The following is a 20,846-nucleotide window of genomic DNA, read 5'->3' as shown; positions in this document are numbered from 1 at the left end:
TGAACTTCCCCGCCTCTGCTCGCTGCGCTCGCTGTCTCCGCCCAGGAGGCGGAGATCGAAGGTCAGGGCAGCGGCACGCGATACGCCGACCGCTCCGCCGCGCAGGCGGGGCTGGTCTGGTTGCGCGCGCGGGCGGCGTCGATCTCGGCTTTGGCGGCCAGGAGGTCGGCCTGGTAAGCCGGATCGGCGACCAGACGGCTCATGACGACGCGCCCGACCGCCTCGCCCCCGGTGACATCCGACGGATAGTGCATGGCGCAGACGACGCGGCTCAGCGCGATCTGATTGGCCGAGGCGCGCACGGCGTCGGCGTGGTCCGGGGCCAGGGCGGATAGGGTCTCGCCATAGGCGGCGGCGACGGCGGCGGTGCCGGAGGGATAGCTGTCGCTGGAGCGGGCGGCGGCGTCGATGGTCTGACAGGCGCGGCGCTCGCGGTCCTCGCCGATGGGGCGCAGGCGCGGATTGGCCGCCTTGACCCGCTCGGCCACATCGTTGGCGTCCAGCAGCACGCGGGTCATCAGCGCATCCAGCTTCGGCGTCGGCTCGGCGCCGAAGCGAACGCCCAGAGCGCAGTCGAAGCTCTGCTGGCCCAGCGGCGGGCGAACCTCGGCGTGCAGGGTGGCCAGAAGCCAGCGTTCGCCGCCGTCCAGCGCCCGCATCCGCTCGGACGCCGCATGGTCAGCCATATCCTCGAGCGACCCTGCGACAGGGCGCGGCGCGACCCCGGCGGCCAGGTCCGCCTTGGCCTCATCGCTCAGATAGCCGTGCCTGGGCGCATCAGCGTCCAGCGGCGGGCGCGGCGCACCGGCGCAAGCAGCCAGGAGGCCCGCCACAGCCAGCCCCGCGAGGCCGGCGGTCTTCACCCGCCTTCGCTCCAGCTCAATTGGACGGAGGTTTCACCCTCGGACGCGGGCGAGGCGACGACGCGCAGGCTGGCGCCCGCGTCTCCGATCCCGGCGGCGCCGTAGGCGCGCGCGTCGCCCTGGTTCATGCCCAGGGTCGAGGTCAGGCCCGCCGCCTCGGCGCGCGATTTGTAGAAGGCGACCACGGCGTCCGGTGACGCCTCTGTCGTGAACGTCACCAGGCCGCCGTCGCCCGCAGCGCCCGAAGCGGTCGTGGGCGCCCCCTCTATTTCGCCGCCCGGATAGATGGCGGCATAGGCCGGCGCACCCGGCAGCGGCGGGCGCGGCTCCACGTTCGCCACGACCACGGCCGGGGCGGCGGCGACGGATGGCGCAGCCACCGCCGTCGCGGGCGCTGCGGCATTGGGGGCGTCGGGCGCGGGTTCTGCCGATTCAGCGGCGGGACGGCACGCCGCAGCGGCCAGGGCGAGGGCGGCCAAAACCGCCAGGCGAGACATCATGCCCTATCAGATCCTCAGGCTAGTTCGAGCGGCAAACTGCATTGCGCTTGCGGCGGTGGCAAGGCGCCGCTGGGCTTACGCAGGCATCAGCCGGTGGCGGCGTCGGCGTCCTTGCCTTCGGCGGGATCGCCCGACGAACCCGTCAGGTCCTCGCCGGTGTTCTTGACCGGCTCCGGGTCGGCGTTCGACGGCGACTGAGGGTCGACTTCGGCGCGGCTTTCAGCGGCCTGCATGCCTTCGCTGGTCATGGCGGCGTTGACGGCGTCCTGGTCGGGATCGATGTCCGATCCGGTCGCGGCGCCGCCCTGCAACGACCCGGCGCGGGTATCCGAGCCGGAATCGGTGCCGCTCAAGGCCTCGATCAAGGCGTCGCTCTTGCGGCCCAGGTCGGGTTTCTCGCCCATGGCGTCAGCTTCGACGGTTTCGACGTTGGGGGTTTCGGTGTCGGACATGGCGATCTCCTGGCTTCGCGTTCATAGCGATTCGGACGATGCCCGGTTCCGCACGCCGCGATCAGCGCGGGCAGGCCAGATCGCCCTCCCGGCATTGGGCCAGGCGGCGCAGTTCGGCGGTGCGTTCGGTGGTCATGCGCGCCACGCAGCCGGACTGGACCATCGGATAGGCCGATCCGCCTCGGACGGCGGAACTCTCATAGCGGCACTGCTGGTCGCGGAAGGTGATCCAGGCGCGCTGCGCCCCACGCAGCAAAGTCTGTGAGGCCGGGGACAGGCCGTTCATGGTGGCGCGGTACTGGGTATTCAGCGCCGAATCCGCCTGCTGCGCATCCTGGGCGGCGGCGGCGTTCAGGCTCTGCTGCGTCTGGGCGGACACGCCCGTGGAGACGGCGCAGCCGGCGGCGAGCGCGGCGAGAGCGAAGGCGAGAGGGCGGGGCATCGGCGTCTCCGGAGGGCGTCCGGCCAGAACGCAGGGGCGGGCCGGATGATGCAAAGAAAAAAAGGGGAGGCCGTTTCCGACCTCCCCTCGCATTTTCGGCTCTTGGCCTACTTGCCGAACAGCTTGGCCCAGCGGCGCTTGTCGCGGTTCTTCCAGGCGCCGCGGTGATAGGCGTCCGAGCCGATCAGCGGCACGACCGTGGTGGCCTCGGCGAAGACCATCTGCTCGTGCGTGGTCTGCACCTTGCCCCAGGAGGCGGCTTCCTTGAGGGTGGAGGAGGAGCAGGCGCCGTCGCGCACGTCGGCGACCGTGATCTGGACCGCATAGCGGTGCATTTCGGCCTCGACGCCCAGGATTTCGGCGCAGACGACGGTGTCCTGGGCGAAGTTCTTGGGAACGCCGCCGCCCACCATGAACAGGCCGGTGACGCCCGCCGCGATCTTGATGTCGGTCAGTTCGCGGAAGTCGGCGATGGCGTCCAGCATCATATAGGGCAGGCCGGCGGCGGCGCGCTCCTTCTGGTGCTTGACCAGGCCGAAGCCGGCCGACGAGTCGACAAAGGCCGGGCAGAAGATCGGCACGCCTTCTTCATAGGCGGTCTGGATCAGGCTGCCGGGCTTCTTGGCGTTCCCTTCGGACAGCCACTTGCCCATTTCCCAGATGAACTCACGGCTGGAGTAGCCGCGCGGCTCCAGACGGTTGGCGATCTCCAGGATGGTGTGGTCGCACGCCTGGAGCTCTTCCTCGTCGATGTAGGTGTCGTAGATGCGGTCGATGTAGTTGTCGCGCAGGACGTTGTCGTCCACCTCGCCGCCCGCCTGATAGTGCTTGAAGCCCAGGGCCTCGAAGAAATCCATGTCGACGATGGAGGCGCCGGTGGCGACCACGGCGTCGATCATGCCGAACTTCACCATGTCGCGGTACACGTGCATGCAGCCGCCGGCCGAGGTCGAACCGGCCAGGATCAGCCACGGCGAGCAGTCCTTGTCTTCCAGCGCCATGTTGAAGATGTCGGCGGCGCGGGCGGTGTCGCGGCTCGAGAACGACATCTTTCGCATGCTGTCGATGATCGGGCGGGCGTCGAACGAAGTGATGTCGACGTGCTCGACGACGTTCTGCAGCAGCTCGGCCTTGGTGTTCTTTTGAACGGGAGCGGTCATCGGTTTGGTTTCCCTTACAGGTGAGCGCCCGTCATGAAGAATAACAGCGGCCCGGACGGAGCGACGGGCCGCTGCTGTTTAGAACGTCAAAGTGACGGTTTAGCGCCGCGACTTCTTGCGCTGGCCAGCCTTGCCCTTCGGACGGCTCAGGCGAACGATCTTGCGCGCGGTCTCCTCCGCCGTGGTGCGCACGGTCGGGATGGAGCGCGGCGCCAGGCCGTAGAGCGAAGCCATCGGCGCGTCCTCGACCACGGCCAGCTCGTGCTCGCCATAGCCGTTGAAGCCGGTGGTCATGGCCACGCCGTAGGCGCCCAGCATGCCGATTTCGATGAAGTCGCCTTCACGGATGTCGGCCGGCAGGAAGAAGGGCCCCGGCATGTGGTCGATCGAGTCGCAGGTCGGACCATAGAAGCGGAAGGGCTTCAGTTCCGTCGAGCTTTCGCCGTCCCGGACCAGCTTGGTCGGGAAGGGCCAGCGCGAGTGGGTGGCGTCGAACAGCGAGCCGTACGATCCGTCGTTCAGATAAAGGGCGTCGCCCTTGCGCAGGTCCACGCGGCACAGCACCGACGACGATTCCGCCACCAGGGCCCGGCCCGGCTCGCACCACAGCTCGGTGGTTTCGGAGACCGGCATCTCGTTGAAGCCGCGATGGATGGCGTCGGCGTATTCACTCATGTCCGGCGGGACCATGCCCGGATAGACCGAGGGGAAGCCGCCGCCGACATCGACGATGTCCACGAAGACGCCGGCGCGCGAGATGGCGCGGCCGACCTGGGCCATCGCCGCCTCATAGGCCGAGGGGCGCATGCACTGGCTGCCGACGTGGAACGACACGCCCATCAGGCCTTCGGTCACCGCCTGGCGCACGCTGAGCAGCAGGGCGGGGGCCTGGTCCGGCGACACGCCGAACTTGCCCGACAGCGAGTAGGCCGCGCCGTCGGCCGACACCTGCATGCGCACGATCAGGTTCAGATCGTCGGCGCCGCCCGTGGCGTCGAGGATCTTGTCCAGCTCGTCCTGGCAATCCAGCGAGAAGGTGCGGACGCCGTGGTCGAAGTAGGCGCGGGTGATGGCGCCCCGGCTCTTGACCGGGTGCATGAAGGCAATGCGCGCGTCGGGATCGACGGAACGCACCAGTTCGATCTCGGCGATCGAGGCGGCGTCGAACCCACGCACGCCGGCTTCGACCAGAGCCTCGATGACCCAGCGTGAAGGGTTCGCCTTCACCGCATAGAAGACGTCAGCCTTTAGATTGTCCTGGAACCAGCGCGCCGCTACGGAAACCGAACGCGGTCGCACGAGGGCGACGGGACGTTCAGGGGACCGCTCGCGGACCAGGTCCAGGGGAAATGAATACGTGCGCAATTCACGTAAACCCCTGTAATCGTTAAACCCAGCCGGCGTTAGCAGCGCAACGAGTAGACCTACGGGGTCCGCCGGAAGGCGCGATATGGGGTCACGGGACTGTCATGTAAAGCGGTTTTTTTGTGGCCCCGCCTGGAGGCTCCCACAGATTTTCCGCCTACGGATCAAGCGGCAAGCGAGGTCCGGCGATGTGGCGATCTGCGCCATACCCGCGTGTTGCCGCGCCGGAACGGCGTCGATAGGTTTCAGCCGCTTTGCAAACTCCGGATCCCGTTCATGCGTACATTCACCAGCGTCGCGGCCGCCGCCGCTTCGGCCATCCTGCTGTCCGCGTGCCAGACCACGGCGGGCGTCGACGCCGTTTCGACTGCTGGCGTCCCGGCGGCGGGAGCGCAGGCCGCGGGAGCGCAGGCTGAGGCCGCGCCGGTGTCCGCCCTGCTGGCGGGCGTCAACATCCCCTATCAGACCTTCACCCTGGACAACGGTCTGCGCGTGATCGTGCACGAAGACCGGGCCAATCCGATCGTGACGGTGTCGGTCTGGTACAATGTCGGCTCCAAGGACGAGCCGGCGGGCCGCACCGGCTTCGCCCACCTGTTCGAACACCTGATGTTCGGCGGGTCCGAGAACGCGCCGGGCAGCTATATCACCCGGCTGAACGGCGTCGGCGCGACTACGCTGAACGGCACCACCTGGTTCGACCGCACCAACTACTTCGAGACCGTCTCGACCCCGGCGCTGGAGCAGGCTTTGTTCCTGGAAAGCGACCGCATGGGCCACATGCTGGGCGCCATCACCCAGCAGACGCTCGATCTGCAACGCGGCGTCGTCCAGAACGAGAAGCGCCAGGGCGACAACCAGCCTTTCGGCCTGACCGAATACGCCATCCTAGAGGCCCTTTATCCGGAGGGGCACCCGTACCGCCACTCGACCATCGGCTCGATGGCCGATCTGGACGCCGCCTCGATGGACGACGTGCGCCAGTGGTTCACCGAGAACTACGGCCCGAACAACGCCATCGTCGTGCTGGCCGGCGACATCGACGCGGCCAGCGCCCGCCCGCTGATGGAGCGCTACTTCGGCGGCATCCCGCGTGGCCCGGTCAACACCCCCGCCCAAGCGCCCGTGCCGACCCTGGCCGCGCCGATCGAGCGGACCATGCATGACCGCGTCCCTTACGTGTCGCAGCAGCGCTACTGGCCGGGCCCGGGCCTGCTGGACGACGACGCGCTGACGCTGGAAGTCGCCGCCTCGGTGCTGGGCGGCCTGGCCTCGTCGCGGCTGGACAAGGAACTGGTGCGCGGCGACGCCACCGCCGTCTCGGTCTCCTCGTCCTACAACGCCTTCCACCGCGTGGGCTGGTTCGATGTCACGGTGAACGTGAAGCCGGGCCAGGACGCCGCCGCCGTGCGCGCCCGAACCGACCAGATCATCGCCGACTTCGCCGCCAATGGTCCGACGGCGGACGAACTGCAGCGCGTCGTCACCCAGGTGCTGTCGCAGCGCATCAACGGTCTGGAACAGCTGAACGGCCGCGCCGATACTCTGGCGCAGGGCGCCTTGTACGCCAACGACCCGGAGCACTACCGCAAGGAGCTGGAGCGGCTGGCCGCCCTGACGCCGGCGCAGGTCCAGGCCGTGGCCGCCCGCTATCTGTTGCAGCCGTCGTTCGACCTGACGGTCGAGCCGGGCGAGCGCGAGGCCTATGAAAACGCGGCCGCCACGCCCGCCGGCGCCCGTCCCAGCGCGCCCGCCAGCGACTATCAGGCGAAGCCGCGCGATCCGATGCCGGCCATCGGCCAGGTCGGCGCGCTGGAGTTCCCGGCCGTCAGCCGCGCCCGGCTGTCGAACGGTATCGAGGTGGTCGCCACCCAGTCGTCGCGCATCCCCGCCACCCGCGTGGCGGTCGAGTTCGACGCCGGCTGGTCGGCGGACGCCGCCGATGCGCTGGGCGTCGAGGCGCTGATGCTGCGCGCCATGACCGAAGGCGCGGGCGGCAAGGACGCCAACGAGATGGCCGAGGCGCGCGAGCGTCTGGGCGCCTTCATCGGCGCCGGAGCGACCATGGACCGCACGACCGTCACCCTGACGGCCCTGACCGCCAACCTGGCGCCCTCGCTGGATCTTCTGGCCGATGTGACGCGCCGCCCGGACTTCGAGCCGGCGGTGGTCGAGCGCCTGCGCGCGCAGCAGCTGTCCTCCATTCGCGAGGAGTTGGCGACGCCGGCCGGCATGGGCAACCGCGCCCTGTACGAGACCCTCTACGACGGCGCCTACGGTCGGGGGCCCAGCGGCCTGGGCGATCCCGCGGTGGTCGAGGCGGCGACGCCCGAGCGTCTCGCGGCCTTCCACAACGAATGGATCCGTCCCGACAACGCCCGCATCTATGTCGTGTCCGACCGCCCGCTCAGCGAGATCACGCCCTTGCTGGACGCACGGTTCGGCGCCTGGGTCCCCCCGGCCACGCCGCGTCCCGCCAAGGCGCCGGTGACGGCGCGCCCAGTCCAGCCGCGCATCATCCTGATCGACCGGCCCCAGTCGCCGCAGTCGCTGATCCTGGGCGGCGAGGTGCTGAATCTGGCCGGCGCTGACGACCGCCTGGTCCTGGGCTCAAGCGTGGAGATCCTCGGCTCGGCCTTCTGGTCGCGCATCAACTCCGACCTGCGCGAGACGCGCGGCTGGTCCTATGGCTCGCGCAGCAATGTGAGCAACCTGGAAAACCGCTCGCCCTACGTCATCAACGCCCCGGTTCAGGCAGACCGCACCGGCGAGGCGATCGCCTCCATGATCGCGGTGCACCGCGCCTTCTTCGGCGAGAACGGGGTGACGACCGACGAGCTGCAGCGCGTGCGCGATTCCTCCACGCGTCGCCTGGCCGGCCAGTTCGAGACCTCTGGCGCGGTGCTGTCGACCCTGCAGTCGAACCAGCTGTTCGGTCGTCCCGACGACTATTGGGAGCAGGCCGGGGTGCGCTACCAGACCCTCACGGCGGAGGCGCTGAACCAGGCCGTGCGCGGCAAGGTGGATCCGGCCGACTTCATCTGGGTGGTGGTCGGCGACGCCTCGGTCGTCCGGCCGCAGCTGGAGGCCCTGGGCCTGCCGGTCGAGGTGCGCGCCGCCCCCTGACGAACCCTGGAATGACCCGGCCCCGCTGGACGTCCGTGGCGGGGCCGTGTCATTAAGACTCGCCAAACCGGCCCTTTCAGGCCATGCGGCGCGCGGGTTGCCTCCCGAACCCATCTCAGTCTGATCCAGTCCAAACGAGAGCCGACGCGAGCCATGAGTTCTCAAGCCGCCGCCCTCGCATCCCATCTCGTCAGTGCGCGCGACGTGTCCAAGACCTTTGGGCCTCGCAAGGCGTTGAACGGCGTCACCATCGAGGTCGCGCAAGGGGAGATGGTCGCCCTGATCGGCCCGTCCGGGTCGGGCAAGTCGACGCTGCTTCGCTCCATCACCGGCCTTCAGACCATCGACGGCGGCAAGGGGACGATCCAGGTGTTTGGCGAGACGGTCCAGAAGAACGGCCGCATCACCTCGGCCGTGAAGGAGGCGCGCGGTCGCCTCGGCATGATCTTTCAGCAGTTCAACCTCGTCGGTCGGCTCAGCCTGTTCTCCAACGTCATGCTGGGCGCCCTGGGTCGCATTCCCGATTGGCGCGGCCTGTTCGGCATCTGGCCGGAGGCGGACAAGGCCAAGGCCATGGCGGCCTTGCACCGCGTGGGCGTCGCCGACTACGCGGCCCAGCGCGCCAACACCCTGTCGGGCGGCCAGCAGCAGCGCGGCGCCATCGCCCGCGCCATCGTCCAGGGCGCCCAGGCCATCCTCGCCGACGAGCCGGTCGCGTCATTGGACCCGGTGTCGGCCCGCAAGGTGATGGAGCTGCTGGTCGAGCTGAACAAGCGCGACGGCCTGGGCGTCATCGTCACCCTGCACCAGGTCGACTACGCCATCCGCTACTGCCAGCGCGTCGTCGCGCTCAAGGCCGGCAAGGTGGTCTACGACGGACCGGCGTCCGGCCTGGATCACCCCCGGCTGATCGAGATCTACGGCCCAGAGTTCGAGGACGCCTTCTGGGAAGCCACGGCGTGAGAACCGCCCGCGGCTTTGGCTTCGGCCTGATCGCCGCATCGCTGGCGGCGGCCCTGGCGGTCGCCGGCTGCGGCGAGCGGGACGGGGGGACCGGCCCCGTCAAGACCATCGCCTTCTCCATCCTGTCGTCCCAGGCCCAGGCCGTGGCCGAGCCCCTGTGGGCGCCGTTGCTGGAGGATCTGTCGCGGGCCGCGGACGTGACGGTGACGCCGCGCTTCGGCGCCAGCTACGCCGCCGGCGTCGAGGACCTCCGGGCCGGGCGCGTGCAGGTCGGCTGGTTCTCGGCTCAACCCGCCGTCCAGGCGCTGGACGACGGTGACGCCGAACTGATCGCCCGCACCGTCAGCACCGGCGGCGCCGACAGCTATCGATCGGTGCTGGTGGCGCGCAAGGGTTCGGGCGTGACGCTGGAGACGCTCCTGACCTGCGATCGCAGCCTCAGCCTGGGCATGGGCGACCCGGCCTCGACGTCCGGCGCCCTGGCCCCGCTCGCCTTCCTCTTCATGCCGCGCGACATCCGGCCAGAGGCCTGTTTCAAGCGCATCAGCGTGTCCGACCGCGACCAGCACCTGTTCCAGGTCGCCACGGGCGCCTTGGACGTCGCCGCCGCCAATGACGTGGCCCTGCGCGTCCTGGCCCAACAGAACCCCCAGCTGGCGGCCCAGCTGGAGCCGGTCTGGATATCCCCGCCGATCCCCGAAGGCGGCATCCTGGTGCGCAGCGATCTGGACCCGGTGCTGAAGGAGAAGATCCGCAGCTTCTTCCTGTCGTACAGCGAGCGCAGCGGCGCGGCGGGCGATCGCCAGCGGCAGGTGCTGGCCGGCCTGGGCTGGTCGCGCTTCGTCGCCGCCGAGGAGACCTATCTCGATCCCGTGCGCGAAATGATGGCCGCCCGCGACGAGGCCGAGGCCCGCGCCAAGGGCGACCGCGCCGCCGCCCGCGCCGCCGCCGAGAAACGCCGCACGCTTCAGGCTCGCCGCGAGGTTCGGCCGTGACCCTTCCTTCCTCCGGCGCGGCTGTCGTCGCCAGGACGCAGAATCCATGATCCGTCTCTCGACCCTCGCCCGCGCGTTGCTCGCCGCCCTGATGCTGATGACCGCCCTGCCGGCGGCGGCCAGCGCGCAAGGCGCCGCGGCTCGCAACCCGGACAAGATCGTCTTCACCGTCCTCTCGGCCGAGGGGCAGGCCTCTTCGGGCCCGCTGTGGCAGCCGCTGCTGAACGACCTGTCGCGCGACATCGGCGTGCCGGTCGAGCCGATCTTCGGCTCCAACTATTCCGTGCTGGTCGAGGCCATGCGCGCCAACCAGGCCCAGATCGGCTGGTTTTCGGCCCTGCCGGCCGTCCAGGCCATCGACCGCTCGGGCGCCGAAGTCATCGCCCGCACCGTCGATATCGAGGGCAAGGACAGCTACACCTCCTCCCTGATCGTCAAGAAGGGCTCGGGCATTACGGTCGATGACGTCGTGGCCTGCGGCAAGCGCTTCGACTTCGGCATCGGCGACGCCCAGTCGACCTCGGGCACCCTGGCGCCCCTGACCTATTTCTTCGGCCCGAAGAACATCGACCCGCGCCAGTGCTTCGCCACCGTCCGCTCGGCCAGCCACCAGGCCAACGCCTTCGCCGTCGCCAACGGACTGGTCGACGTGGCGACGTCCAACTCGGTCAACACCATCTTCCTGCGCCGCGAGAACCCGGCCATCGCCGACCAGATCGAGGAGATTTGGCATTCGCCGCCGATCCCCGAGTCCGGCATCCTGATGCGCTCGGACCTGCCCCCGGCGCTGAAGGACAGGATCCGCCGCTTCTTCGTCAACTACGGCAAGGGCGTCGGCCCGGCCGCCGACCGCCAGCGCAAGGTGATGGAGGGGCTGAACTATTCGGAGTTCCGTCAGGCCGATGACGGCTATCTGAACCCCATCCGCGAGATGAAGGCCGACCAGGCGCGCCGCGAGGGCAAGCCCAGCGAGGTCGCGGCGCCCAAGCGGTTCGAGCTGAAGGCCCTGTTCGTCTGGACGCCCCTGCTGCTGATCGCCCTGGCCGCCCTGTTCGCCGGGGCGTTGCATCTGGCGCCGCGCAGGCCTGCGGAGCCGCTGGATCCGTCGGTGGTCCCGGCCGCACCGAAGAAGCCGCTGCGTGACTGGTCGCTGGATCTGCTGCTGTGGGGCGGGCTGGCCGTCGTGCTGGTCTGGGCGTTCAAGACCGTCGACCTGCCGAACCTGCCGAACCTGTTCTCCAACTCCGAGAACATGCGAAACTACGGTCGCGACTTCCTAAACCCCGACTTTTCGGCTTGGCGTGTCCTGGTCGCCCAGATGTGGCTGACCATCCAGATTGCCTTGTGGGGCACCTTCCTGGCCGTCTTCCTGGCTGTGCCGCTCAGCCTCATGGCGTCGCGCAACCTGTCCCCGGCCTGGCTGGTCTGGCCGGTGCGGCGGGTGATGGACCTGATGCGGTCGATCCCCGATCTGGTCATCGGCACCCTGTTCATCGTCGCCGTCGGCCTGGGCCCGCTGGCCGGGGTGCTGGCCATCGCGCTGAACACGGCCGGCGTCCTGGCCAAGCTGTTCTCCGAGGCGGTGGAGTCGATCGACAAGGGACCGATCGAGGGGGTCAAGGCGACCGGCGCCGGACGCCTGCACGAAATCGCCTGGGGCGTCATCCCGCAGGTCGCGCCCCTGTGGACCTCCTTCGCCCTTTACCGCTTCGAATCCAACAGCCGCGCCGCCACCGTGCTGGGCCTGATCGGCGCCGGCGGCATCGGCCAGGTGCTGTTCGAAAGCCTGCAGGCGTTCGACTATCGCACCGTCTCGACCATCGCCCTCATCATCGTCGTGGCCGTCACCCTGATCGACATGCTGTCCCAGGCGATGCGGCGTCGACTGCTCTGATGAACTGTCACGAAACCGTGCTTTAAGCCGCCCGTGACCGGGAAGGCCTCTATGCAACGCACCCTCATCGCCGCCGCGGCGGTCTGCGCTCTGGCTCTCGCCGCCTGTTCGGGCGAGGGCGGCAGCGGCGCCCGCGCGGGCGTCTGGGCGGCGGGCTCCTCGACGGTGTTTCCCTTCGCCACCCGCGTGGCCGAGAATTTCGCGCGGCTGAACGGCGGCGCGGCGCCCCGCGTCGAGGCCCTGGGCACCGGCGGCGGCATCAAGGCCTTCTGCTCCGGCGTCGGTCCGCAGACGCCGGACATCGCCAACGCCTCGCGGCCGATGAAGAAGTCCGAGTTCGAGGACTGCAAGAAGAACGGCGTCACCGAGATCATCGAGCTGATGATCGGCTTCGACGGCATCGTCATCGCCACGGCCCGCACGGGCAACAGCTTCAACTTCGAACTGAACGACCTGTACGAAGGTCTGGGCAAGACGGTGCCGGGCCCGAACGGGACCTTCGTCGCCAACCCGGCCCGCACCTGGAACCAGATCAACGCCGGCCTGCCGAACCAGCGCATCCAGGTCTACGGCCCGCCGCCCACCTCCGGCACGCGCGACGCCTTCGTCGAACTGGCCATGGCGCCCGGCGGCAAGCTGGTCCCGGCGGTCAAGGCGCTGGCCGACGACAAGGAACGGTTCGAAAGCCTGACGCACACGGTGCGTGAGGACGGCGCCTGGATCGACTCGGGCGAGAACGACAACGCCATCCTCCAGACCCTGACCCGTACGCCGGGCTCGCTGGGCGTCTTCGGCTATTCCTTCCTCGAGCAGAACCGCGACACGGTGAAGGCCGAGACCATCGACGGCGTCGCCCCGTCGCCCGACACCATCGCCGACGGCTCCTACCCCCTGTCCCGCAGCCTCTTCATCTATGTGAAGAAGCAGAACATCGGCGTGACGCCAGGCCTTCTGACATTCGTTCAGGAGTTCCTGTCCGAAGGCGCGGCCGCCCGCGGCGGCTATCTGCAGGACCGCGGCCTGATCCCCCTGCCGGAAGACCGCCTGCAGGCGCAGCGGGCGACCCTGGCGGCGCTGACGCCGATGGGCGCGCCGGCGAAGTAGCAACAGCAGGACGATCCCTATCCCATAGGGAGAGGGCTTGAGGCTCGCAGAGCGAAGCGATGCGTCTTAGCCGAAAGGGTGAGGGGATCGCCCTCACCGGTTAGCCGCCCACCCCTCACCCTTTCGCACAAGACTGGTCGCCTTCGGCTCTCAGGTGCTCAAGCCCTCTCCCTCTGGGAGAGGGAAGCGCAAGTCAGGACAGGCGATCAGGCCGCCGCCGCGCGCCTGCGAATCCGCGCGATCCGTCGCAGCCTGCGCCAGAACCGCCCACGCTCAGGGTCCGGATAGGGCTCCAGATTCGCCACGAACTCTTCCGCCGACGCGCGCCAGCTGAACTTCTCGGCATAGGCGCGCACGGCCCCCCGGTCGCACTCCAGCGCCTTCAGGCAGGCGGTCCGCAGGTCGTCGTCGATGGCGCCGGCGTTGGAGCCGGGGATGATGTCGATCGGCCCATGCGCCGGGAAGGCGGCGACCGGTGTGCCGGCGGCCATGGCCTCCAGGATCACCAGGCCGAAGGTGTCGGTCCAGCTAGGGAAGACGAAGACGTCCGCGTCGCGGAAGCACCGCGCCAACTCCTCGCCGAACTTGGCGCCCAGGAACTTGGCGTCCGGATACTGCGCCTCCAGCTCGGCGCGGGCCGGGCCGTCGCCGACCACGATCTTGGTGCCCGGCAGGTCGGTCTTTAGGAATGTCTCGATGTTTTTTTCGACCGCCACCCGGCCGACGTTCAGCCAAAACGGCCGCGGCCAGTCCCTCCCTGGGTCGTTTGGGCCGCCCAGTTCGTCGTAGATGCGCTCCAGGTCCGGATTGAACAGCTCGGTGTCCACGCCGCGCGACCACGGCGAGACATTGCGGAAACCGTGCTCCAAGAGCTCGTCGCGCAGGGTCGGGGTGGCCACCATCAACCGGCCCGAAGGCTTGTGGAACCACTTCATATAGGCGTAGCCGACCTGCACCGGGATCGGGAACCGGGCCGAGACGTATTCGGGGAATTTCGTGTGATAGCTGGTCGTGAACGGCAGCTTCCACTCCACGCAGATGCGCCGGGTGGCGATGCCGATGGGGCCCTCGGTGGCGATATGCACCGCCTCGGGCTCGAAGGCGCGCAGGCGTTCGCGGATCTCTTCTTCGGCCCCCAGCGCCAGCCGGATCTCCGGATAGGTGGGGCAGGGGATGGTCTTGAACTGGCTGGGCTCGACGACATCGACCTCATGGCCCATGCCCCGGCATTCGGCGACGGTCCGCGTCAGGGTGCGGACGACGCCGTTGACCTGGGGCTCCCAGGCGTCGGTGGCCAGAACGATGCGCATGCGGGCCGATCGGCCTCCGCCGTTGTCGAGCGCACCGATCTAGCGCCTCCCGATGCGCTTGGCGAGATGGCCCCTGCTCGCTGTCAACCTTGGGGCCTCCCATCGGCCCGCGCGAGGGTCTAAGAGGCCGCCATGACATCGAACGCTTCCTTCCCCGGCCTGTCTCAGGACTGGGACACGCTGGATCACGGCAAGTTCGCGGATGAGACGGCGGTGGTGCGGGGCCTGCTGGCTCGCAGCCCGCTCGACGCCGCCCAGCGGCAGGCCGCCGTTGACGAGGCCGTGGCTCTGGTCGAGGGCGCGCGGCGCAGCCAGACCAAACAGGGCGTGGTCGAAAGCTTCCTGCAGGAGTTCTCGCTGGGCACCCGCGAGGGGCTGGCCCTGATGTGTCTGGCCGAGGCCCTGCTGCGCACGCCGGACGAGGACACCCGCGACAAGCTGATCGCCGAGAAGATCGGTTCGGCCGACTGGGCCTCGCACCTGGGCCAATCCGACAGCCTGTTCGTCAACGCCTCGACCTGGGGCCTGATGCTGACCGGCAAGCTGGTCGACGCCGACGACGAGGCCAAGACTGACCTGCCCAACTTCCTGAAGCGGGTCGCGGGCCGCATCGGCGAGCCGGTGATCCGCCAGGCCGTCGCCGCCGCCGTGCGCATCATGGGCGAGCAGTTCGTGGTCGGCCGCACCATCCAGGCGGCGCTGAAGCGGGCCAACCGCGAGGGCTGGCTGTGCAGTTTCGACATGCTGGGCGAAGGCGCCCGCACCGCCCACGACGCCGAACGCTATGAGCGCATCTACGCCGAAGCCATCGAGGCCGTCGGCAAGTCCAGCACCCAAGGCCCCGAAGCCGGTCACGGCGTCTCGGTCAAGCTGTCGGCCCTGTCGCCCCGCTATGAGGCGACGCACGAGGATCGCGTCTGGTCCGAACTCTATCCCCGCATCCTGCGCCTGGCCCGGATCGCGGCGAAACACGACATCAACTTCACCATCGACGCGGAGGAGGCCGACCGCCTGGCCCTGTCGCTGAAGCTGCTGGACCGGCTGGCGCATGAAAGCGAGCTGGGCGGCTGGACCGGCCTGGGCCTCGCCGTTCAGGCATATCAGAAGCGGGCGCCCGAGGTGATCGAGCGGCTGACCGCCCTGTCCCAGGCGTCCGGCCGTCGTTTGATGGTCCGTCTGGTCAAGGGCGCCTATTGGGACACCGAGATCAAGCGCGCCCAGCAGTTCGGCCGCACCGACTATCCGGTCTTCACCACCAAGGCGGCGACGGACCTGAACTATCTGACCGCCGCCAAGCTGATGATCGAGGCGGCGCCGCACCTCTACAGCCAGTTCGCCACCCACAACGCCCATTCGCTGGCCGTCGTGCACCGGATGGCGCGCGAGCGGGGCGTGAAGATCGAGTACCAGCGCCTCCACGGCATGGGCGAGGCGCTCTACGCCGCCGCATCGGCCGACTGGTCGGACGAGACGCTGAGCATCCGGGCCTACGCCCCCGTCGGCGGGCACGAGGACCTGCTGCCCTATCTGGTGCGCCGCCTGCTGGAAAACGGCGCCAACTCGTCGTTCGTCCACGCCCTGCTGGACGAGCGGGTGCCCGCCTCCGCCGTCGCCGCCGATCCGATCACCGTGGTCGAGGCCCATCCCGACCGCCACGCCAAGATCCCGACCCCCAAGGACATGTACATGGACCGCCAGAACTCGCTGGGCCGCGACTACTCCCAGGCCGCCGACCGCGAGCGGCACGCCCGGGCGCTGGAGAAGGTCGACTCGGAACGCCTGACCTCCGGCCCGATCATCGGCGGCAAGCTGCGTGCGGGCGTGAACGCCCAGGATGTGCTGAACCCCTTCGACACGACCCAGGTTCTGGGCCATGTCTCCGAAGCCACGCCCGAGGACATCGACGCCGCCGCCGAGGCCGCCATCAAGGCGCAGGCGAAATGGGACAAGATCGGCGGGACGGGCCGCGCCCCCGTCCTGCGCGCCATGGCCGATGCGCTGGAAGGCGACATGGACCGCCTGGTCGCCCTGCTGTCGCGCGAAGCCGGCAAGACGCTGAACGACGGCGTGGCCGAAGTGCGCGAGGCGGCGGACTTCCTCCGCTACTACGCCATGTTGGCCGAGCGAGACTTCGGCGGCGCCAAGCCGCTGCAGGGGCCGGTGGGCGAGATCAACTCGCTGGTCCTGCACGGACGCGGCGTCTTCGCCTGTATCAGCCCGTGGAACTTCCCGCTGGCCATCTTCACCGGCCAGATCGCGGCCGCGCTCGCCGCCGGCAACGCCGTCCTGGCCAAGCCGGCCGAGCAGACGCCCCTGATCGCCGCCGAGGCGGTTCGGCTCTACTACAAGGCCGGCCTCGATCCCGACCTGCTGGCCCTGGTCCCCGGACGTGGCGAGACGGTGGGCGCGGTCCTGACCAGCCATCCCGCCGTCGACGGCGTCGCCTTCACCGGCGGCACCGACACGGCCACGGCCATCAACCGGGCGCTGGCCAACCGCGCCGGGCCGATCATCCCCTTCATCGCCGAGACGGGCGGCCTGAACGGCATGTTCATCGACACCACGGCGTTGAAGGAACAGGTCATCGACGACGTGATCCTGTCGGCCTTCGGGTCGAGCGGCCAGCGGTGCTCGGCCCTGCGCCTGCTCTACGTCCCCCACGACGCCGCCGACGCGCTCATCGATGGTCTGAAGGGCGCGCTTGAGGCCCAGGTGGTGGGCGACCCGACGGACCCGTCGACGGACATCGGCCCGGTCATCGACGCCGACGCCAAGGCCATGCTGGAGGCGCACCTGAAGCGCCTCGAAGGCGACGCCAGGATCGTCGCCCGCGCCGCCGTCCCCGCCTCCGCCGCCCGGGGCCACGTCTTCGCCCCGACCATCGCCGAGGTCCCGACCCCCGACTATCTGGAGCGCGAGGTCTTCGGCCCCATCCTGCACGTCGTCCGCTATGAGCCGTCGAAGTTGAAGGAGACGGCCGCCAAGCTGGCCGCGCGCGGTTACGGCCTGACGCTGGGCGTGCACAGCCGGATCGAGGCCTTCGCCGACGAGGTCGCGCGCCTGGTCCCGGCCGGAAACGTCTACATCAACCGCTCGATCATCGGCGCGGTGGTCGGCGTCCAGCCCTTCGGCGGCGAGGGCCTCTCCGGCACCGGCCCCAAGGCCGGCGGCCCCTACAGCCTGATCCGCTATGCGTCCGAAAAGGCCATCAGCAACAACATCAGCGCCCAAGGCGGCGACCCGGCCCTGCTTAATTTGTGATCCTTCTCCCCTCGGGGGAGAAGGTGGGCCGCGATAGCGGCTCGGATGAGGGGGACGCGAGCGACACGCACAACGGCCGACGATGAGGGCGCTTCATCCCACCCCCTCAACCGTCAGGCTTCGCCTGCCACCTTCTCCCCCGAGGGGAGAAGGGCTCAGTTCAGCTTCCGCCTCGGGTCCGGCACGTCGAGCGAGAAGGCGGGGATTTCCACTTCGAAGGTCTCGCCCGCCTCGTCGGCCATGTAGTAGCCGCCGCTCATCGAGCCGCTGGGGGTGCCTAAGGGACAGCCGGAGGCGTAGGCGAAGCGCTGGCCGGGGCCGATGACGGGCTGCTCGCCCACGACGCCGGGCCCGCGCACCTCCTCGGTGCGGCCCAGGCCGTCGACGATGCTCCAGCGCCGCGCCAGCAGTTGCAGGGTCTGGCCGCCCTGGTTCTCGATCTCGACATGGTAGGCCCAGACCCAGCGACCGCCCTCGGGGTCGGACTGGCCGGCCAGATAGCTGGGGCGGACGCGAACCACGACGTCGCGGGTCCGGGCCTCATAGGCGGGTTGGTCGTGCATGCGTCAGCGTCGCGCTGCTCGTCGGCCGACGCAAGCGTGGCCTCATATCTGAAACCGTGTATGGCAAGGCGCATGAGCGAGACCCCCATCGGCATCCTGCCCTGCCAGGCCATCGAGACCCTGATCGCCACCGGCGCGGTGGCCAGCCAGACCCGCTTCGACGCCGACCAGGTCCAGCCGGCCAGCCTGGACCTGCGCCTTGGCGACCGGGCGTGGCGGGTGCGCGCCAGCTTCCTGCCCGGCCGCCGCACGGTCGAGGAACGGCTGGCCGACGTGACGATGCACGGGATCGAACTGACCGATGACGGCGTGGTGCTGGAAAAGGGCTGCGTCTACATCGCACGTTTGCAGGAGCGTCTCAGCCTGCCCGCCGGCCTGACCGCGCGCGCCAATCCCAAGAGCTCGACCGGCCGGGTGGACGTCTTCGTGCGCCTGCTGACCGACCGGGGCGACGCCTTCGACGACGTGGCGGCGGGCTATGACGGGCCGCTCTATCTGGAGATCGCGCCCCAGACCTTCTCCATCCTGGTGCGGCCGGGCACGCGGCTGAACCAGCTTCGGCTCAAGACCGGCGAGACGCCCAAGCTTGAGACCCGCAGCGTCGGCGTCGACCTGCAGTCCGGCGAGAACGGCGTGGTGGGCTATCGCGGTCGGCGTCACGCCGGGGTGGTCGATATGGACCGCGAAGATGGTCACGACCCCCGCGACTTCTGGGAGCCCCTGCAGGCCCAGCGCGGGGAGCTGCTGCTGGACCCGGGCGAATTCTACATCCTGGCCTCGCGCGAACCGGTCGAGATCCCGGTGCTGCAGGCCGCCGAGATGACGCCGATCGACCCGTCGGTGGGCGAATTCCGCGTCCACTACGCCGGCTTCTTCGACCCTGGCTTCGGGGTGGACGAGGCGCACGGTAAGGGCTCGCGCGGAGTGCTGGAGGTGCGGACGCACGACACGCCCTTCCTGCTGGAGCACGGGCAGATCGTGGCGCGGCTGGTCTATGAGCCGCTGACCGAGCGGCCGACGCGGCTCTATGGCGAGGGCGGCAGCCACTACCAGCGGCAGGGCCTGAAACTGTCGAAGCACTTCAGGACGTGGGGCTGAACGATCGCTCTCCGCCCCTTGGGCGGAGACAGGCGCCGAAGGCGCCAGAGGCGGGTCCGAAGGGTCGCGCTCTGAACCTGCCCGCCTCTGCTCGCTGACGCTCGCTGTCTCCGCCCAGGGGGCGGAGAGCGTTCCGCGCCTAGACCTCAAACCCCTCCACCCACGCCTTAATCAGCGTGTGCGCGATGGCGAAGGGCGGGGGCGCCTTCACCTCCGGGTGGCGACCGTCCAGCACGGCGCGGGCCTCGTCGCGGGTGAACCAGGCGACGGCCTCCAGCTCGGTCTGGTCGGGGCGGGCCTCGTCGTCCGAGACCTCGGCGATCAGGCCGATCATCAGCTGGGACGGGAAGGGCCAGGGCTGGCTGGAGTGATAGCGGGCGGCGACGACCGTAAGGCCGGCCTCCTCGGCGATCTCGCGGGCGCAGCCTTCCTCGATGGTCTCGCCGGGCTCGACGAACCCGGCCAGGGCCGACATCCGGCCCGCCGGCCACGCGGCCTGGCGACCCAGCAGGCATTTCGGCTCGGCCCCGCCGCTGTAGACCGGCAGCATGATGGTCACCGGATCGACGCGCGGGAAATGCTCGGCGCCGCAGGCGGGGCATATCCGCTTCCATCCGCCCGAGGCGTCCGCGGTCTTCTGGCCGCAACGGGCGCAGAAGCCGTGGCGGTTGCGCCAGTCGAACAGGCTCTTGGCCGTCCCCGCCATCGCCGCATCGGGGCCGGACAGCACGGACGCGGCGGTGCGCAGGTCGATGAACTCGCCCAGGCTCGGGATTTCCTCCGTCAGGTCGACGGCGAAGACCGGCGCGTCCTTCCAGAGACCCAGAAAGGCCTCGCGTCCCGGCGCCAGATCGCGCGCCATCGACAGATCAAGCCAGGCCAGGCGCGGTCCCTCGGGGTGCGCCTCGATCAGCACGCGGCCCTCGTGCAACGCCAGCGCCAGGGCGCCGGGGCCCGCCGCCTGCGCTGCCAGCCAGGCCGGATCGCTGCGGCGGTCGCCCGCCCGGTCCAGGGGATTGCCGGCGAAGGTGTTGGCGGTGAAGGGCATGATCCGCTTCTAGCGCCGCTCGGTCGCAGGCGGGAGGCTTGATCTGAAGTCGCCGCCGCGCCATATCGGCCTTGGAGATCGCGCGGGCGAAGGCTTCGCCAACCTGGTCAGGGCCGGAAGGCAGCAGCCACAACGAATTCCCCTTCGGGTCGCGCGGTCTCTACTTCCCTTGCATCGTCAAGTCTGAACGCCCGCTCGTCAGAGCGCGCGCGTCGTCACGCCCCGCCGAAGTCCAGGTCCTTGCGGGCCGAGATGATGGTGACGATGAAGCCGGCCAGCACGTCCAGCAGGACCATGATGACGATCAGGAAGAAGGTCGAGGTGGCGAAGCCGCGGATCAGCAGGAACTCGATCAGGACGACAACGAACAGCACCATCGACAAGGCGTGGTTGACGATCGCCACCTTCTGGCTGGAGGTGGACTTCAGCAGCTCGAAGAACAGCAGGATCAGCGACAGGAACAGGATCAAGTCGCCCGAACCAACATTCCAGCTGGCGCCCGAGGCCATGGGGATGGAGAACATGGGGTCGCGCAGCACCGCGTCGGCCGCCGCCATCCCGCCGCTGCCGCCGGCGCCGACCAGGACCACCAGGTTATAGATGATGACAGGGATCATCAGCAGGGGAATGGCGATCAGCATGGCGCGGCTTCCTCATTCGCACCCGAACGGTCGAGCTTGTTAACGATGCATACCTTGGTTC

At 69.3% G+C, this 20,846-nt stretch carries 17 protein-coding genes, 1 other RNA gene and 1 pseudogene; 9 read left to right on the top strand and 10 right to left on the bottom strand.

What is annotated here, in order from left to right; translation table 11 throughout:
- Positions 1-62: 62 nt before the first annotated feature.
- From ASG17_RS15030 to ASG17_RS15005, 6 genes are all read right to left on the bottom strand, one after another.
- Complete coding sequence (locus tag ASG17_RS15030; protein WP_056105440.1) at positions 63-863, bottom strand: phosphatase PAP2 family protein; 801 nt, start codon at positions 861-863, stop codon at positions 63-65.
- Positions 860-1,363, bottom strand: coding sequence for a hypothetical protein (locus tag ASG17_RS15025; RefSeq protein WP_056105438.1), 504 nt, complete (start codon positions 1,361-1,363; stop codon positions 860-862). The genes ASG17_RS15030 and ASG17_RS15025 overlap by 4 nt, the downstream gene beginning before the upstream one ends.
- An 86-nt stretch (positions 1,364-1,449) precedes the next feature.
- Entirely contained in the window at positions 1,450-1,815 is a 366-nt protein-coding gene (locus ASG17_RS15710; RefSeq protein WP_200935099.1) for a ribonuclease, read from the bottom strand.
- Positions 1,816-1,876: 61 nt separating this feature from the next.
- Positions 1,877-2,257: a lysozyme inhibitor LprI family protein gene (locus tag ASG17_RS15015; protein ID WP_056105436.1), complete on the bottom strand. Its 381-nt coding sequence runs from the start codon at positions 2,255-2,257 to the stop codon at positions 1,877-1,879.
- Between the two features lie 107 nt (positions 2,258-2,364).
- A complete protein-coding gene (locus tag ASG17_RS15010; protein WP_056105434.1) occupies positions 2,365-3,417 on the bottom strand; it encodes a deoxyhypusine synthase in 1,053 nt (350 codons plus the stop codon).
- A gap of 99 nt (positions 3,418-3,516) precedes the next feature.
- Positions 3,517-4,782, bottom strand: a complete 1,266-nt coding sequence (locus tag ASG17_RS15005; RefSeq protein ID WP_056105432.1) for a type III PLP-dependent enzyme — start codon at positions 4,780-4,782, stop codon at positions 3,517-3,519.
- 276 nt (positions 4,783-5,058) lie between these two features.
- Between ASG17_RS15005 and ASG17_RS15000 the strand changes: the two genes are divergently transcribed.
- The 6 genes and pseudogenes from ASG17_RS15000 (at position 5,059) to ASG17_RS14975 (ending at position 12,864) form a co-directional block, all read left to right on the top strand.
- Positions 5,059-7,908 (top strand): pitrilysin family protein, encoded by a 2,850-nt coding sequence (locus ASG17_RS15000; RefSeq protein ID WP_056105430.1) that lies wholly within the window; start codon positions 5,059-5,061, stop codon positions 7,906-7,908.
- A 153-nt stretch (positions 7,909-8,061) separates the two neighbouring features.
- Entirely contained in the window at positions 8,062-8,871 is an 810-nt protein-coding gene (phnC, locus tag ASG17_RS14995) for a phosphonate ABC transporter ATP-binding protein (protein WP_056105429.1), read from the top strand.
- On the top strand, positions 8,868-9,866 hold the full coding sequence (locus tag ASG17_RS14990) for a phosphate/phosphite/phosphonate ABC transporter substrate-binding protein (protein ID WP_056105427.1): 999 nt from the start codon (positions 8,868-8,870) through the stop codon (positions 9,864-9,866). The genes phnC and ASG17_RS14990 overlap by 4 nt, the downstream gene beginning before the upstream one ends.
- A 46-nt stretch (positions 9,867-9,912) precedes the next feature.
- Positions 9,913-10,713 (top strand): annotated as a pseudogene (phnD, locus tag ASG17_RS15705) (phosphate/phosphite/phosphonate ABC transporter substrate-binding protein); the annotation flags it as partial.
- A 249-nt stretch (positions 10,714-10,962) separates the two neighbouring features.
- A complete protein-coding gene (gene phnE / locus ASG17_RS14980) occupies positions 10,963-11,760 on the top strand; it encodes a phosphonate ABC transporter, permease protein PhnE (protein ID WP_056105453.1) in 798 nt (265 codons plus the stop codon).
- A gap of 51 nt (positions 11,761-11,811) precedes the next feature.
- Positions 11,812-12,864 carry a substrate-binding domain-containing protein gene (locus ASG17_RS14975; RefSeq protein WP_056105425.1) on the top strand — a complete coding sequence of 351 codons (1,053 nt, stop codon included), beginning with the start codon at positions 11,812-11,814 and terminating at the stop codon, positions 12,862-12,864.
- Positions 12,865-13,070: 206 nt separating this feature from the next.
- Here ASG17_RS14975 and ASG17_RS14970 read toward each other — a convergent pair whose 3' ends face one another.
- Positions 13,071-14,174, bottom strand: a complete 1,104-nt coding sequence (locus ASG17_RS14970) for a glycosyltransferase family 1 protein (protein WP_056105423.1) — start codon at positions 14,172-14,174, stop codon at positions 13,071-13,073.
- A 132-nt stretch (positions 14,175-14,306) separates the two neighbouring features.
- On the opposite strand from ASG17_RS14970, the gene putA reads away from it, so the two are divergent.
- Positions 14,307-17,435, top strand: coding sequence for a bifunctional proline dehydrogenase/L-glutamate gamma-semialdehyde dehydrogenase PutA (putA, locus tag ASG17_RS14965; RefSeq protein ID WP_056105421.1), 3,129 nt, complete (start codon positions 14,307-14,309; stop codon positions 17,433-17,435).
- Between the two features lie 155 nt (positions 17,436-17,590).
- On the opposite strand, the gene apaG is transcribed toward putA, so the two are convergent.
- Positions 17,591-17,998 carry a Co2+/Mg2+ efflux protein ApaG gene (gene apaG, locus ASG17_RS14960; protein WP_056105419.1) on the bottom strand — a complete coding sequence of 136 codons (408 nt, stop codon included), beginning with the start codon at positions 17,996-17,998 and terminating at the stop codon, positions 17,591-17,593.
- Between the two features lie 72 nt (positions 17,999-18,070).
- On the opposite strand from apaG, the gene ASG17_RS14955 reads away from it, so the two are divergent.
- A complete protein-coding gene (locus tag ASG17_RS14955; protein ID WP_056105417.1) occupies positions 18,071-19,096 on the top strand; it encodes a 2'-deoxycytidine 5'-triphosphate deaminase in 1,026 nt (341 codons plus the stop codon).
- Between the two features lie 139 nt (positions 19,097-19,235).
- Here the strand turns inward: ASG17_RS14955 and nudC are convergent, their stop codons facing one another.
- Complete coding sequence (gene nudC / locus ASG17_RS14950) at positions 19,236-20,144, bottom strand: NAD(+) diphosphatase (RefSeq protein WP_056105416.1); 909 nt, start codon at positions 20,142-20,144, stop codon at positions 19,236-19,238.
- Between the two features lie 71 nt (positions 20,145-20,215).
- Here nudC and ffs point away from each other — a divergent pair.
- Positions 20,216-20,311: signal recognition particle sRNA small type (gene ffs / locus ASG17_RS15300), an RNA gene on the top strand.
- A gap of 48 nt (positions 20,312-20,359) precedes the next feature.
- Here the strand turns inward: ffs and ASG17_RS14945 are convergent.
- The gene (locus ASG17_RS14945) at positions 20,360-20,785 is read right to left on the bottom strand and encodes a hypothetical protein (protein WP_056105414.1); all 426 of its coding nucleotides are present in this window, start codon (positions 20,783-20,785) and stop codon (positions 20,360-20,362) included.
- Positions 20,786-20,846: the final 61 nt, after the last annotated feature.

Origin of the sequence: Brevundimonas sp. Leaf363 (assembly GCF_001424025.1) — a bacterium.
GTDB lineage: Bacteria > Pseudomonadota > Alphaproteobacteria > Caulobacterales > Caulobacteraceae > Brevundimonas.
Note: the sequence above shows the minus strand (reverse complement) of the source record. Positions and strands in the feature narration are given on the sequence as shown.

What these genes read in the sequence shown, in the direction of transcription:
- ASG17_RS15025 (WP_056105438.1), bottom strand. Translation starts at nt 1,363, where the DNA reads ATGATGTCTCGCCTGGCGGTTTTGGCCGCCCTCGCCCTGGCCGCTGCG.
- ASG17_RS15710 (WP_200935099.1), bottom strand. Translation starts at nt 1,815, where the DNA reads ATGTCCGACACCGAAACCCCCAACGTCGAAACCGTCGAAGCTGACGCC.
- ASG17_RS15015 (WP_056105436.1), bottom strand. Translation starts at nt 2,257, where the DNA reads ATGCCCCGCCCTCTCGCCTTCGCTCTCGCCGCGCTCGCCGCCGGCTGC.
- ASG17_RS15010 (WP_056105434.1), bottom strand. Translation starts at nt 3,417, where the DNA reads ATGACCGCTCCCGTTCAAAAGAACACCAAGGCCGAGCTGCTGCAGAAC.
- ASG17_RS15000 (WP_056105430.1), top strand. Translation starts at nt 5,059, where the DNA reads ATGCGTACATTCACCAGCGTCGCGGCCGCCGCCGCTTCGGCCATCCTG.
- phnC (WP_056105429.1), top strand. Translation starts at nt 8,062, where the DNA reads ATGAGTTCTCAAGCCGCCGCCCTCGCATCCCATCTCGTCAGTGCGCGC.
- ASG17_RS14975 (WP_056105425.1), top strand. Translation starts at nt 11,812, where the DNA reads ATGCAACGCACCCTCATCGCCGCCGCGGCGGTCTGCGCTCTGGCTCTC.
- ASG17_RS14970 (WP_056105423.1), bottom strand. Translation starts at nt 14,174, where the DNA reads ATGCGCATCGTTCTGGCCACCGACGCCTGGGAGCCCCAGGTCAACGGC.
- putA (WP_056105421.1), top strand. Translation starts at nt 14,307, where the DNA reads ATGACATCGAACGCTTCCTTCCCCGGCCTGTCTCAGGACTGGGACACG.
- apaG (WP_056105419.1), bottom strand. Translation starts at nt 17,998, where the DNA reads ATGCACGACCAACCCGCCTATGAGGCCCGGACCCGCGACGTCGTGGTT.
- ASG17_RS14955 (WP_056105417.1), top strand. Translation starts at nt 18,071, where the DNA reads ATGAGCGAGACCCCCATCGGCATCCTGCCCTGCCAGGCCATCGAGACC.
- nudC (WP_056105416.1), bottom strand. Translation starts at nt 20,144, where the DNA reads ATGCCCTTCACCGCCAACACCTTCGCCGGCAATCCCCTGGACCGGGCG.
- ASG17_RS14945 (WP_056105414.1), bottom strand. Translation starts at nt 20,785, where the DNA reads ATGCTGATCGCCATTCCCCTGCTGATGATCCCTGTCATCATCTATAAC.